The following is a 14,553-nucleotide window of genomic DNA, read 5'->3' on the forward strand; positions in this document are numbered from 1 at the left end:
GCTCTGTGTTAATAAAGGAAAAAAAGGGTAAAAAAAAACCCCGCATTCATGCGGGGTTTTCTTTAAATCGGTATCACTTACTTCACTTTGGAAGAAAGGTCGGCACCAGCTTTGAAACGTACCACCTTTTTAGCGGCAATCTTGATTTCTTTACCGGTTTGAGGATTGCGGCCTTTGCGGGCTGCTCTCTTGGAAACTGAAAAAGAACCGAAACCTACGAGAGATACACGGTCACCTTTCTTCAACACTTTACCAGTGTTTGAGATGAAAGCTTCCAGTGCTCTTTTGGCATCAGCCTTAGAGATCTTCGCATCTTTAGCGATCGCCTCAACGAGTTCTGCTTTGTTCATGTTTAATTGGGATTTGGGTTAAACAAAATTTATTTAGCCTGAAATTCACTCCCAACAAGGGATTCGGGCTACAGACAGTCACAAATATATGTATCACGGCTTACCGTGCAACATTTTTCCCAAAAAAAACGCTGAAATTGTTAACAAATAAGGGTTTTTTGTTAATAACCACCCCTAAAACCCCTAACAGCAAAGGGTTTTTAAGGGCATCACGGCCTGGAAACCTTATTAACACTATCCTTCCCGACATAGCGTGGCGTGAAAACAGAAAGGGCTTTCAAGGGGTGTTCAGGGTCATCGGCAACAACCCCATGCTCTTGTCCGGGCGGGACGGAAACGGTCATTCCAGGGTGCACTGGAAAGTGTTCCCCGTTCAACTCCATTACCCCGTTTCCCTCGAGAATATATACGGTTTCGGTATGACTTACATGGCTATGCACATCTATACCTTTTTTCACCCATGCCACCACCACCGTTACCGTTGAATCACTGTATAACGGTACACGCGCTACATTCTCAAATTCCGCCGGTGGCTGAATGGTATCAAGCCACACCTGTGCACTTGTCCGTTGTGATATGACCAACGAAATTCCACACAACCAAAACATCAACATCTTCTTCATGCAATGATCTTTAAGGGTTGTCTCAACCCGTTCATAAACTGTTCTGCACTCATTCTCTTTTTGCCTTCCATCTGAACTTCCTTCAGTTGCACCCAGCCATCCCTGACCGCCACCGACAACCCTTTGTCCGGATGCAATGACATGACGGCCTCATGATGAGTTGCGGACTGAAAGAATGACTCATAAACCTTCAGAACATATTCTTTATCGTCTACCAGTATTCTGGTTCGGGCGCCGGGATACGGACTTAATGATCGTATAAAATCATGAATCGTCTTACCGGATTCAGACCAGGGGATAAAGCAATCCTCTGTGAATATTTTGGGTGCCTCAGGAACATCACCACTAACATCCATGGCTGATTGAGGGATTTTCTCCCAGCTTCCGGCAGCAAGTCTGTCTGCAGTCGCCACGATCAGTTCCGCTCCGGAAGTCATCAATCTGTCATGCAGTTCACCGGCCGTTTCATCCGAACTGATCATCACTTTTTCCTGGAAGAGAATATCCCCTGTATCAATCTCCTCATTGATCATGAAAGTCGTTACACCCGTCTCCGTTTCCCCGTTCCTGATGGCATGGTTGATCGGTGCGGCACCACGGTAACGGGGCAGGAGGGAAGCATGAACATTCACCGTTCCCAATGGCGGAATGGACCATACTACTTTGGGCAACATCCGGAATGCAACCACTACAAACAGATCCGCACCCAGTCGCTGCAATGCATTGATAAATGATTCATCCTTTAACTTTTCCGGTTGTAACAGCCGCAGGTGATGCTCCACCGCATAATTTTTAACCGCGGACGTCATCATTGACCTTCCCCGTCCGGCCGGGCGGTCAGGGGCGGTGACAACCGCCACCACCTCATGCGAACTTTCATGCAATGCTTTCAGAGAGGCCACCGCGAATTCCGGTGTACCCATAAACACAATCTTCAATGCCTTACCTTTCTTTGATATCATCAACCGTAACCATTTCACCGATCATGCAGATGCTCGCCATCTGGCCGTCACGAACCGGGGTATACTTCAACCAAATATTCTTTGCATCTACCCGGTATACTTCGTCCAGATTGATGGGCTCAAGCCATTTATCTCCTTCCAGTTCGATTACCCATCCGCAACCATCAAGCTTTCCCGACTGGTTACGTATGGTAGCGATCACATAACCCTGGGAACGATAATCCGCAGTATCCTTCGACATCGTTGTCCGTTGTCCTGCATCCACGGCCTCCACATGAGACTTTCGATGGCATGCCGTTATCAGCAAAACACAGATCAAACCCAACATCATATATAAACTGCTTCTCGTGATTTTTGATTTCATGATGATAAAAGTACAGGATTATTTGTCTTGAGGTTGATACAAAAAACGGTATGGCCATAAGGCATGATCCCCTGCATAATCGACACCAACACGTGGACCACTCAGGATATCTCCTGAAGATACCTGCACACCCCGGTCTTCAAGCCAAATGGAAGTACCCGACAAATTCATACCATCATGTTCGGTGCGAATACCGAGGGACTGAGATAGTGTTCCAGGACCTGCACACCATTTCTTTTCATCTTTCATTCCATTCCTTCGCTCACGGATCACCTCCTTTCCATCCACCGGTCTCAACGCCCTTATCAGAACAGCATGGGGGATATCCTTTTGGTTTGTCACCACATTGAATAAATGATGTATTCCATAACAGAGGTACACATAAGCCGTACCACCTTCACCAAACATGGTTTCCGTCCTTTTTGTCCGGCGGTTTCCAAAAGCGTGACTGGCCTTGTCAATCTCGCCGGCATAGGCCTCGGTTTCAATGATCATTCCTGAAGTCTGCACATTTCCGAAACAGGTCACCAGAAATTTTCCGATCAGGGATCGTGCAACATGAACCACATCCTCCTGAAGGTAAAAATCACGGGGGAGTTTTACGATACCCATTGTAGCTTGTTCTCTTGATTCAACCTGATCTTACCATGGTCCATTAACCATTGGAGCACCTTGATCACATGATCATCTCCGGGACCTTCAACTTTCTCAACAAGCTCGTTCAACGCCATGTTCTCTCCGGTCAGGATCTCTTTTACCATTTCCGATACCCGCTCGAATTCAAGTTCGTTCAACCCGAGGTCATTTCTATCCTGACAGATATCACATACCCCGCAACGTTGTGTTTCCTTCTCCCCGAAATACGCAAGGATCATTTGCGACCTGCATCGTGTTTTGGATGTCAGATAAAACACCATATATTCTGCGCGCTCCATGGCCTGATCCCGCCGTTGCTTCAAAAACTCCGGTGCGATCACCAGGTTTTTCTCATCCAGTCTTGCAAGGTTATAAAAGACCTGCGGGGATTCTTTTCGGGGGAAGTACTCGATCACATCCTCCTTCACCAAACGTTGCAATAAAGCCACCACATTGGCTACGGAAGAATTCATCCGCCGGGCCAGCTCTTCTTCCCTTACCGGTACAGGCTGATCAAATAATCCGGGGTAGGAGCGGAGAAGCAACTTAATGAATGCATCCATCTGTTGATGGGCCACCTGATAAGCATACAGGCCTTTCTGATCTACTTTAAATAAGATCCGTGACGGAAGATAAATACTTTCGACCATCGTGATATAACCGGCACGTTCCAGGACCTGCATGGCATGAAAAACCAAATCTACCTTCAGGGAAAACCGTTGTGAAAAATCCCCAAGGTCGAAGTCAAATGATGTTTCCAGCCCGCTTCCGACAGGCAACTGGAAATAATTTCCAAGGGCTTGATAAACCACTTTTATCTCCGAGAAAGGAGGGTAGGATGCCTTCACCCGCTCCAGCATTTCTAGGCGGTCATGAGCGTTATGAAAGATGATTGCTCTTGCTGGTTCCTCGTCACGCCCTGCACGTCCGGCTTCCTGTACATAGGCTTCCATGCTATCGGGTATATCCATGTGCACCACAAAGCGCACATTCGATTTGTCTATCCCCATCCCGAATGCATTGGTGCAAACAATTACACGCACCTGACCTTTCATCCATGCATCCTGTTTTTGCCGGCGCTCTGCTTGTGTCAATCCACCATGGTAGTGATCTGAAACAATTCCCGACCGCGACAGCAATGTGGCCATCTCTTTTGTACGCCGTCGGGTTCGGACATATACAATGCCACTGCCTTTCCATTCACGGCATAGTTTTAAAAGACGTCCTTGCTTGTCCTCTTCTTCCCGGACTTCATACGCCAGATTTTCGCGGTGAAAACTTTTTCTGAAGATCTGACTTCCGGAGAATCGCAATTGTTTCAGTATATCTTCTATGACAGGTTGGGTGGCCGTCGCAGTCACAGCCAAAACCGGTGTATTCGGAATCAATTCCCTTAAAGACGCAATGTTGCGGTATGCAGGACGGAAGTCGTAGCCCCATTGGGAAATACAGTGCGCCTCATCCACAGCCAGTAAATTCACCTTCATTTTGGCAACACGCGCCTTCACCAGATCAGAAGCCAGTCGCTCGGGAGACAAGTACAAAAGCTTGATCCTGCCATACACGCAATTGTCCAGGGTAATATCCATCTCGCGGTAGCTCATGCCGGAAAAAAGAGCGCGGGCTTCGATACCCTTTTTCTTCAGTGCTTCCACCTGATCTTTCATAAGGGCGATCAGCGGTGAGACCACAATACAAATCCCGTCAGAGGCCAATGCAGGTACCTGGTAACACACCGACTTGCCGCCACCGGTGGGCATAAGGGCAAACGTATCCTTGCCTGCCATTACAGATTGAATCACTTCTTCCTGTAACGGCCGGAATTTATCATAGCCCCAATAACGGGTCAGGATCTGTGTCAGGTTCACCTGGCTTCTTGTTTAAGGTTGAAGATAACGAAAATGCCAATCCCAAAGAACAGTATACTTTAACCGTAAATAAGAAAGTAGATGGAGAAGGCGGTGAGGGACAGGATGCCCATCCAGCTGAGTACGTGCATGGCGGTTTTGGGTCTGGCTTCCGTGGGTATCCGTTTCGCTACAAGAATATAATTGGCCACGGCAATCACCGGCGCAATAAGGAAGGACATGGTGGTGGCAAAATCCACCAATTTCTTCATGGAACTTCCAAAGAATGTGATCACCAAAAATGAACCGATGCCGATCACCAAAAGACAACCTATATAAAAGGAACGGTTTTTTAATGCTTGCTCGGCTTTTGATTCGGAAAGGAATAACAGTTCGGTGGTTCGTTCCAGGGAACGCGCATACCCGTCGAACACAGCGAGCGATGTCCCGAACATGATGGAAAAAGCGGATGCTGCAATAATAATATAGGTCCAGTGCCCCATGGTTTCCGTGTACAAAGACACCACGGCATGGGCGAAACCCGCACTGCCTTCTGGCATGACCTTTCCTGTCCCGTACAGCATATAAGCACCGAGTGTCACAAAGAAAATGGCCAGAACCGATGTAACGATATAACCGATATTAAAATCCAGCAACGTTTGTCGCAGGGTGGGTTTATAACCGCTTTGTTCGATGCGGGCGATGGTCCACAAACTGTTCCAGGTAGACATATCCACGGCCGTTGGCATCCACCCCATGAGGGCGATCATGAATCCGACCTCCCAATGTTCAGGTGGCACAAACCCTTCGACCACAGGGGACGGGCCCTTAGCCAGAGAAAGCAGGTATGCCACCAGCGTTGAAAGGACCATGACCACACCGATGATCTTCATCATGCTGTCCAATATCCTGTACTTTCCGATCAGCAACATCAGAATACAAATGGCAAACAAAGCAAAGGTGGTAATCACACCTCCATTGGGGACCCTGGCACTGATACCGAACAGGTTGTCCATAAAACCTGCCGTTACCGCACCCACAGCACCACACACAAAGAATAGTGAACCGATGGTGATCAGGAAATACAGCCACAACATGCCTTTGCCCAGCTGGCGGTAACCATCGATGAGGCTACGGCCGGTTGCATTGGCGTACCGGGAACCGTATTCGAAAAACGGGTATTTGAGAATATTGGTGAGGGTAACGATATAGATCATCGCCATCCCGTAATTGGCACCAGCACGGGTAGATTGCACCAAATGAGACACCCCGATCGCCGTGGAGGCAAAGATCAGGCCCGGACCGAACGTCTTAAAAAATCCCTGTAAACGCGCTTGCATAACATGATTACGAATGCCCTACTAACGACTATCTACTATCTACTAACTACTAATAAACCACCATGACATCTTCCAATGGTTTCCTGAGCAGGTCAGGCACCTTCACATCTTCCGCCGGATATCCGACGGGGAGAAGGAGGAAAGGACGTTCGTTGTCCGGACGGTCCAGCACCTTGGAAAGAAAATTCATGGGGCTGGGGGTATGGGTCAATGCCACCAATCCGGCATGATGAATGGCGGTTAGAAGGAAACCGGAAGCAAGACCAACGGATTCACTCACATAATAGTTGTTCTTTTTCTTGTCGTCTACAAACTCATACACCCGTTTGAACACCACTACGAGCCATGGTGCTATTTCAAGGAATTCCTTGTGCCAGTCTGTTTGCAGAGGTGCCAGATCCTTCAGCCATTCATCCGTCATGCGGCCATTATAGCTTTCATATTCTTCCTTCTCAGCGGCTTCACGGATAGCCTTTTTAATGGCAGGGTCACCGACCAGGCAGAACGTCCATGGTTGCTTATGTGCTCCGGAAGGGGCGGTGGATGCTGTCATGATCAGATTCTCCATGACTTCCCGGGGAACAGGTTTATCTGAGAAATCACGAACAGTTCTGCGGGTATCCATCCAGTCGTAAAAAGACCGGCTACGCTCCACCATTTCCGCTTCGGAGTAGGTGTCCCGCTCATACGTTACAAAGGGATAAGTCTCGCTCATGGTCTGGATTTTTCTCAAATGTATTAAACTCCTGCAGTATTCATAACACATTTATCACCACCAATACGCAAATCATGCGTTTGCTTTCCGTACCTTTGCACGCTATTTAAGAAATGAACATGACATCGATCAGGAACATCGCCATCATCGCACACGTCGACCATGGCAAAACCACATTGGTAGACCGCATCATAGAGGCGTGCCAGACATTCGTAGATAAGAAGAGGGGAGACGGGGAACTGATCCTGGATAACAACGACCTTGAACGGGAACGCGGGATCACCATCCTGTCCAAGAACGTATCCGTGAGATACAAGGATGTGAAGATCAATCTCATTGACACCCCCGGTCACGCCGACTTCGGTGGAGAAGTGGAGCGGGTACTGAATATGGCTGATGGTGTACTTCTGCTCGTGGATGCCTTCGAAGGCCCCATGCCGCAGACGCGTTTTGTACTCAGCAAAGCCATCGAACTGAACCTGAAACCCATCGTTGTGGTAAACAAGGTAGATAAAGAGAATTGTACGCCTGAGGAAACACAGGAGAAGGTATTCGATCTGATGTTCGGACTGGGAGCTACGGAAGATCAGCTGGACTTCAGAACCATCTTCGGCTCTTCCAAGTTCGGATGGATGAGCACCGACTACAAGCAGAAAACAGAAAACATCTATCCGCTCCTGGATACCATCCTGGAGTCCATACCCGAACCGGCTTACAACGAAGGTCCTGCACAAATGCAGATCACCTCGCTTGATTACTCCTCATTCAAAGGCCGCATCGCCATCGGTCGGGTTTACCGAGGCAAGCTCACCGCCAAATCCGATGTGATCATTTGCAAGAAAGGAGATGTAAAGACCAAAGTCCGCATCAAGGAACTGGAACTTTTTGATGGACTGGGGCGCGCAGCCACAGAGGAAGCACGCTGCGGCGATATCTGTGCCATCTCAGGCATTGAAGACTTTGAGATCGGAGACACGATTGCCAGTCTGGAAGCTCCTGAGGCCCTGCCACGCATTGCGGTGGATGAGCCCACCATGAGCATGCTGTTCACCATTAACACATCTCCATTTTTTGGAAAGGAAGGTAAGTTCGTGACCTCCCGCCACCTGCGTGATCGCCTCATGAAGGAAACGGAAAAGAACCTGGCGCTCAAAGTTCAGGAGACCACTTCTGAAGATAAATTCGTGGTATACGGACGGGGCATTCTCCACCTTTCTATTCTTATTGAGACCATGCGCCGGGAAGGATATGAACTACAGGTCGGAAGACCCCAGGTGCTCTACAAAGAAATTGACGGCAAACGCTGCGAACCCATGGAACATCTGGTGATCGATCTTCCCGAGGGCGTGGCCGGAAAAGCCATCGAACTGGTCACACAACGCAAGGGCGACATGAAGATCATGGAGCCAAAGGGTTCCCTGCAACACCTTGAATTTGAAATCCCATCACGCGGATTGATCGGTCTCAGAAACCTCATGCTCACCGCTACCGCCGGTGAAGCCGTCATGACCCACCGCTTCAAAGCCTATGAACCCTACAAGGGTGACATCGGCACAGAATCCAAAGGTTCCCTTGTGAGCATGGAAACAGGACAAGCCCTGGCCTATGCCATCGACCGGCTCCAGGACCGCGGCAGGTTCTACATCGAACCGGGAGACCAGGTATATAAAGGTCAGGTGATCGGAGAGAATTCCCGCAACAGCGACATGGAAGTGAACGTCATCAAAGGAAAAAAGCTCACCAACATGCGTGCATCCGGATCCGATGAAGGCATCAAGATCGCCCCACCCATACGCTTTTCTTTGGAGGAGTGCATGGAACACATCAAGGACGATGAGTACCTGGAAGTGACGCCGCAGAGCTTGCGGATGAGAAAGATCTAGATAAGATGTTTGTAGTTTCTGGTTTTTAGTTTGTGGTTTGTAGTTGGCCTTGCCCTCCGCAGCTTCAGCGAAGGAGGATAGTTGCTTGTTGCCACATCAACTTTCCGGAAAGATTGTGATCTGTTGGTTACACACTGCAATCTGAGCTTCAGGATTTCGCATGAATCAATTAATGAATTTCCAAAGATAACTGCAAGCTACAAGATAATCCGACGAAGGTGCAACCTTCGCCGAACTCAGTCATGGGAACGAAGTAATCCGGGAACCTTCACCAGCCCCATCAAGCATCGGGATGCATCAAGATGCAGGCGGTACGTCAACCTTAAACCTTAAACCTTAAACTTTAACCCTTAAACCTTAAACCTTAAACTTTAACCCTTAAACCTTAAACTTTAAACCCTATACCATCAACATCTTCTCCCGTTGTTCGGAGATCTTTTCATTTTCGAGGTATTCATCATAGCTCATCACCTTATCGATATAGCCGTTGGGCGTGAGCTCGATGATGCGATTGGCTACGGTTTGCGTGAAGGTATGGTCATGAGAGGTAAAGAGGACGGTACCGGGGAAGTTGATCAGGGCATTATTGAAAGCTGTGATACTTTCCAGGTCAAGGTGGTTGGTAGGCTCATCCAGCATCAGCACATTAGCTTCAGCCAGCATCATGCGTGAAATCATACAGCGTACCTTTTCGCCACCGGAAAGTACATTGGCTTTCTTGAGGCTTTCCTCGCCACTGAACAACATCTTTCCAAGGAAGCCCCTCAGGTAGATATCATCCTTACCGGGCGCGAACTGCCGCAGCCAGTCTACCAGATTCTCTTTTGTCTCAAAATACTCGTCATTGTCTGTCGGAAGGTATGCGGTGGTAATGGTTTGTCCGAACTTGAAACTACCTGCATCGGGTTTGACTTCTCCTGCAAGTACCCGGAAAAAGGTAGTCACCGCAAGACCGTTGCGGCTTACAACAGCAATTTTATCTCCCTTATTCACCGCAAAGTGAATGTCCGAGAACAGGTTTTGTCCTTCCAGACTTTTGCTAAGTCCTTCTACGGCCAGGATTTCATTTCCGGCTTCGCGTTCCTGCTTAAAGATAATGCCCGGATATTTCCTGGAGGAAGGTTGGATCTCTTCGATATTGATCTTATCCAGCAGTTTTTTACGGCTGGTGGCCTGACGGGACTTGGATGCGTTGGCACTGAAACGGGATACGAATTCCTCCAGTTCCTTTTTGCGGTCTTCGGCCTTTTTATTGGCCGACTGTCTTTGGCGCAAGGCCAACTGACTGGACTCATACCAGAAAGTATAGTTACCGGTAAAGATGGAGATCTTTCCGAAATCGATATCCGCCACATGGGTACAGACGGTATCCAGAAAATGCCGGTCGTGCGATACCACGATCACGATGTTCTGAAAATTCAGAAGAAAATCCTCGAGCCATGTGATGGTTTGCACATCCAGGTGGTTGGTAGGCTCATCGAGGATCAGGATATCCGGGTTACCGAAAAGGGCCTGGGCAAGAAGCACGCGAACCTTCTGGCTACCGGTGAGGTCCTGCATCAGTTTTTGGTGGTCCGATTCAGGAATATCCAGGCCGCTGAGCAATTCCCCGGCGTCTGATTCTGCATTCCATCCACCCATTTCTGCAAACTGAGCTTCCAGTTCCGAGCTGCGCATACCATCTTCTTCAGAGAAATCAGGCTTGGCATAGATGGCATCTTTCTCTTCCTTCACCTTCCATAACTCCGTATGCCCCATCATCACGGTATCCAGGACGGTATTCTCGTCAAAAGCATAATGATCCTGCTTCAGGACCGTCATTCTCTTGCCCGGTTCGATGTGTACGTGACCGGAATTTGGCTCGATCTCTCCTGAGAGAATTTTCAGAAAGGTGGATTTACCGGCACCGTTCGCTCCGATAACGCCATAGCAGTTACCCGTTGTGAACTTGATGTTCACCTCATCGAACAGTACCCTTTTTCCGTATTGAAGGGAAACATTGTCAACCTGAATCATAGAAGATGGTTTTTTGCGACTGCAAAGGTAGTGAATATTAGCCCAAATTATGCATTAGAACTTCGTCATGAGAACTCAAAACGCCAAGAAATCAGACATTTCGTGAGGAAAGCATACCCACCGGTATGGTGCGTGAACGAAATGAAGCAAGGCGGCTGATTTCACAGCGATTTGAGTTCGTAATAGACTTTTTAATACATAATATGGGCTAAGGCATTGCACCTATGCCCACACCATATCAGAACCGGGGAATTTCAGGCTACCACCAATAGTCAGAATTTCCCTTTCCTGCTATGGCCCTTTTCCGATTGAATATCTCAACCTCTTCCATGATGCTTTCGACTTCTTCCGAAATGATATTTCCTTTACCTATGGTTTTCATACCCCTATTCACAACGGGTACGTCAAGCGACACTTCGGCGCTATCCAACGGGAATGGACCTGCCACATCTAACCTCCAATCCTTCTGACCTGACTTCTTACTCTGGAAGATGTATACCGTACCTTCCATATCACCGTGGGGAATGGTCTTGCTTTCTACAAAAAGAACACTATCCTCTTTATTTAAAACATAATTATAAATCATCGCCCTGGCCATACTTTTCTGTGAGGTCCACATGGTATCAAGCAGGTTCAAACGATTCTGTTCCTTAAGTGCAGTATAGATCGGTAGACGTAAATCGTCGCGTTGTGCAATCGTATTCCATACGGTATCAGGTACAGCCACCTTATTTTCAAGTAGGGTTGGCAAAAGTCCTGCCCTTAACTCCTGATCGGTGGAGCGGTAGATACGGTTAAAGTAATCCTGTACCCGACTATCTTCCTGGAAAGGAATAAGCAACCTGGTCAGATGCACCAGCATTGTACGACTGCGTTCTTCGGATGAAGACCGGTAATAGCGCGCATTTTCCCGGGTAGGTGATACCGTCAAGCGTTTCAGTTCATCCCGGGCATCACGTTGAATAAACATCAGTTGGTCTTTGTAAAAATCCGCCTTTACCAGTCCGCTATCCACCATTTGGGCAAGCAGGCGATAGGCAATGGCTTTATATTCGGGGTACCTGGTAAAATCAAGGAAGTCAGGGTAGAGGGGCAGGGCAAGAATCAACGAATCCTGAAGGGGTCTGAACGCCCGTTCGACGTCAAAGATACTGGAGCTCAGCGGTGATTCGAAGTTCAGCAGTTCAAGGATCGCCTGACTGGCACTTTTAGTCTGAATACCTGCGAGTGTTTGAATGATGGCCAACTGGATGGATGCCGTATCCATTGCCTTTTTATAAAGCTTCTCAAGATAGGGGATCACCTCCGACGGACGACCGTCCTCAAGTGCATTGATAAGTGATATTTTGCCTGACGGATGATCCTTCAAATACCCCAATGTATCGATCATATTCATCAGGCCACGGGTATCTTTTTCTCCGAACCGGACATAATTCACCGATTCCAGCGCTTGTTTGATGAGTTTTTCTTCTCCGGATGAAAGATCCTTAAAAAAGTTTTCGGTCATATCTCCTACCGGCAAGGGGCCGCCCAGGGTATCCGCCGGAGTAAATGTCTCGAAAAACTGACGGGTAAATTCCGTCATGCTGGTCGTGCTATCGGTGCAAACGGCAAGGGTAAACATGTGCATTCCTTTCAGGATCATTCTGCACTTGATATGCTTACTGCTTTCGCCGGAAAACATCACCAGATCGAATATCTTCAGACTATCCCGTTCCGACTCCTTTGTTCCGGACACCTTCAGATCATTGTCTTCTGTCAGCAACTCTATCCTGCGATCCCAGAATTCCTTCCACGACTTCTTGCTGTAGTATTTATGAAAGCGGTGGTACTTCACCTGAATACTTTCTGACGTTGCATAATTTGTGATCACAAACTCACGGTCTTTGGACAGGTGATCCTTATCCTCATCGCCCGATGAGTTATAATGCCAGTCCGAATAATCCCCACCATGTTCCGGCAGAGCTATCGGAAGCATCGCTGTAAAACCATAGGCGGTATCTTCCCGGAGCTTGAATTCACGATAACGTGGAGACTTCCATTGAAAGGAGGTAAAGATGGGGTCGGTGAAGGTGACTTTATTCCCGATGGCAGCCAACAGATAATAATGGGGGCCGTTAAGGATCAAACGAACCTTGATGGTCCGGTTGTCTTTTTTAAGGGTTGCATCCATCGCACCATATCCAAACCATTCTTTCTGTTGCCGTTCGGTAATATCATAGGAGACATTTTCAGCAAATCTCTTCAGTAATCGGCCAAGTTCAAAAGTATCGGATTCAATGCCTTCAAAGTCATGCAATGCACTCTTCATAATCAGATATGTAGACGAATCCTTTCTGTTATATGCCTGTACCAACTGCTCAACTGTAATACCACGGTCCGATGTAGGGTAATTGGTGCAGATAACGAGCGGCGGCAATGTCACTGAAAAACCACCGGAAGCGGGTTCGAAGGTCCTGGCATCATTGGCATAACCGGTCAACTGAATGCCATCAAAGAACTTGTTGTAAATGGCCTTCTGCAAATTATCCCCGCGGCCGCTGAGCTTGAACACCATTATTTCAAGAGGCGTCACGAGGATACGCTGACGAATAATATCACCGCTCCGTGTCTGATGGGTCAGGTCATAACCAGGTACACCGTTCAGATTGATCCTCTTTTTTACCAATATCTTACCGGCAATATTTTCAAACATCAGGCTATCCATCCTGGACATTAGTTGCTCCTGGGACTGGCCGGTGATCGATCCGAAGTGACTTTTTCTGACCAGAGAATAAGAGACACCATTGGCCATATCCGGATAGAGGAATGACCGGAAACCATCTCCCGATGGTGTTTCATACATTTCCCCGGGATCTGGTATGGGAAGGGTAACCATGCCATCATTGGTGGTCCAGGAATGAAAAACCGGATCCAAGTGTGTCTTCTCCAATTTTTCTTTGAGTTTATCGCTGGCCTTTGAATAGTGAGGAACGACGGGCCTGATCGTATAACCCATTTGTCTGAGCAGATTGATAACGCCTGGATCACCGGGCAGGTGGGCTGCTCCGATACCGGTAAAGAGCGACTTGGTTTGCATGATCGAATCCATTCTGGCCGCCATGTTCACATTCCGCTGATCCAACATAAACTTGCCAAATCCACCAAAGCCATTTAATATTCTGGAAAGTGAATCGATCCGATCGAGGTCTCCTTTGCGATAGGCCTCTTCAAGCAACTCATATGGGTTCTGATCCAGGTCCATCAATAACTTCCGGCTTCTGGCCATGGCCTTGTCTTCCTCCATTTTACTGTTTTGCGCCTTCTTTGCCAGCTGCATCACTTCATCATATACCTCCAGGCTCGCGATTTCCTTGTCCATTTTCCTTCCTGCCTGAAAAATGAACAGGTCCAGATAGGTGTTCTCCTGATAATCTTCACTAGCTTCTGAACTTCGGTAAAGCATGCCATTGGTCATGGCATTTTCAAAGAAGAGCAGTTGTGCGAGCTCCTTATTCTCAGGAATATTCACGTTAAATGCCCGTTTGTAAAACCCTTTATAGTTTTGACCGGAATAAAAGCCCGGACTGGCGATCATCGGATTCTCCGGAGAATTCATCATATCTCCGAGCCAGCCCTCGGGGTTCATCTCCAGTGCAACCACCTCACATTGGCGAAGCCCGAGGAAGAACGTATCGCTCAGATGAAAGGCCACGCGATTACTAACATGCATGGTCCCGTAGAGATAGGAGGGAGACTTAAGGTTGTTCCCCGTGATCTCCCATAGCAAACCCTGGTATTTTTGCTGGGCCATCCCATGAATGGCGATGTATTGCAG

Annotated in this window: 11 protein-coding genes; 1 reads left to right on the top strand and 10 read right to left on the bottom strand. The window is 48.0% G+C overall.

Annotated features, from left to right (window positions below):
• Positions 1 to 77: 77 nt before the first annotated feature.
• The 8 genes from KDD36_11995 to KDD36_12030 form a co-directional block, all read right to left on the bottom strand.
• Positions 78 to 350 carry an HU family DNA-binding protein gene (locus tag KDD36_11995; protein ID MCB0397373.1) on the bottom strand — a complete coding sequence of 91 codons (273 nt, stop codon included), beginning with the start codon at positions 348 to 350 and terminating at the stop codon, positions 78 to 80.
• 209 nt (positions 351 to 559) lie between these two features.
• Complete coding sequence (locus KDD36_12000; GenBank protein ID MCB0397374.1) at positions 560 to 973, bottom strand: cupin domain-containing protein; 414 nt, start codon at positions 971 to 973, stop codon at positions 560 to 562.
• Positions 970 to 1,935 carry a methionyl-tRNA formyltransferase gene (gene fmt, locus KDD36_12005; GenBank protein ID MCB0397375.1) on the bottom strand — a complete coding sequence of 322 codons (966 nt, stop codon included), beginning with the start codon at positions 1,933 to 1,935 and terminating at the stop codon, positions 970 to 972. The genes KDD36_12000 and fmt overlap by 4 nt, the downstream gene beginning before the upstream one ends.
• Positions 1,916 to 2,299 (bottom strand): hypothetical protein, encoded by a 384-nt coding sequence (locus KDD36_12010; GenBank protein ID MCB0397376.1) that lies wholly within the window; start codon positions 2,297 to 2,299, stop codon positions 1,916 to 1,918. The genes fmt and KDD36_12010 overlap by 20 nt, the downstream gene beginning before the upstream one ends.
• Positions 2,300 to 2,317: 18 nt before the next feature.
• The gene (locus KDD36_12015) at positions 2,318 to 2,905 is read right to left on the bottom strand and encodes a DNA-3-methyladenine glycosylase (protein ID MCB0397377.1); all 588 of its coding nucleotides are present in this window, start codon (positions 2,903 to 2,905) and stop codon (positions 2,318 to 2,320) included.
• The gene (locus KDD36_12020) at positions 2,899 to 4,803 is read right to left on the bottom strand and encodes a RecQ family ATP-dependent DNA helicase (GenBank protein MCB0397378.1); all 1,905 of its coding nucleotides are present in this window, start codon (positions 4,801 to 4,803) and stop codon (positions 2,899 to 2,901) included. Before KDD36_12020 ends, KDD36_12015 begins: the two co-directional genes overlap by 7 nt.
• A gap of 59 nt (positions 4,804 to 4,862) precedes the next feature.
• Positions 4,863 to 6,122: a divalent metal cation transporter gene (locus tag KDD36_12025; protein MCB0397379.1), complete on the bottom strand. Its 1,260-nt coding sequence runs from the start codon at positions 6,120 to 6,122 to the stop codon at positions 4,863 to 4,865.
• Positions 6,123 to 6,171: 49 nt separating this feature from the next.
• A complete protein-coding gene (locus tag KDD36_12030) occupies positions 6,172 to 6,837 on the bottom strand; it encodes a nitroreductase family protein (GenBank protein ID MCB0397380.1) in 666 nt (221 codons plus the stop codon).
• Between the two features lie 119 nt (positions 6,838 to 6,956).
• Here KDD36_12030 and typA point away from each other — a divergent pair, with 119 nt between their 5' ends.
• Positions 6,957 to 8,720 (top strand): translational GTPase TypA, encoded by a 1,764-nt coding sequence (typA, locus tag KDD36_12035; protein ID MCB0397381.1) that lies wholly within the window; start codon positions 6,957 to 6,959, stop codon positions 8,718 to 8,720.
• A gap of 399 nt (positions 8,721 to 9,119) precedes the next feature.
• Here the strand turns inward: typA and KDD36_12040 are convergent, their stop codons facing one another.
• Together KDD36_12040 and KDD36_12045 are read right to left on the bottom strand one after the other, a co-directional pair.
• Positions 9,120 to 10,736, bottom strand: coding sequence for an ATP-binding cassette domain-containing protein (locus KDD36_12040; protein ID MCB0397382.1), 1,617 nt, complete (start codon positions 10,734 to 10,736; stop codon positions 9,120 to 9,122).
• Between the two features lie 259 nt (positions 10,737 to 10,995).
• On the bottom strand, positions 10,996 to 14,553 hold a 3,558-nt coding region (locus tag KDD36_12045; protein MCB0397383.1), incomplete at its 5' end, for a TraB/GumN family protein.

The sequence above is a fragment of the Flavobacteriales bacterium genome (assembly GCA_020435415.1).
Lineage (GTDB): Bacteria > Bacteroidota > Bacteroidia > JACJYZ01 > JACJYZ01 > JACJYZ01.

Coding starts and splice junctions, on each gene's coding strand:
- KDD36_11995 (MCB0397373.1), bottom strand. CDS start 350: ATGAACAAAGCAGAACTCGTTGAGGCGATCGCTAAAGATGCGAAGATC.
- KDD36_12000 (MCB0397374.1), bottom strand. CDS start 973: ATGAAGAAGATGTTGATGTTTTGGTTGTGTGGAATTTCGTTGGTCATA.
- fmt (MCB0397375.1), bottom strand. CDS start 1,935: ATGATATCAAAGAAAGGTAAGGCATTGAAGATTGTGTTTATGGGTACA.
- KDD36_12010 (MCB0397376.1), bottom strand. CDS start 2,299: ATGAAATCAAAAATCACGAGAAGCAGTTTATATATGATGTTGGGTTTG.
- KDD36_12025 (MCB0397379.1), bottom strand. CDS start 6,122: ATGCAAGCGCGTTTACAGGGATTTTTTAAGACGTTCGGTCCGGGCCTG.
- KDD36_12030 (MCB0397380.1), bottom strand. CDS start 6,837: ATGAGCGAGACTTATCCCTTTGTAACGTATGAGCGGGACACCTACTCC.
- typA (MCB0397381.1), top strand. CDS start 6,957: ATGACATCGATCAGGAACATCGCCATCATCGCACACGTCGACCATGGC.
- KDD36_12040 (MCB0397382.1), bottom strand. CDS start 10,736: ATGATTCAGGTTGACAATGTTTCCCTTCAATACGGAAAAAGGGTACTG.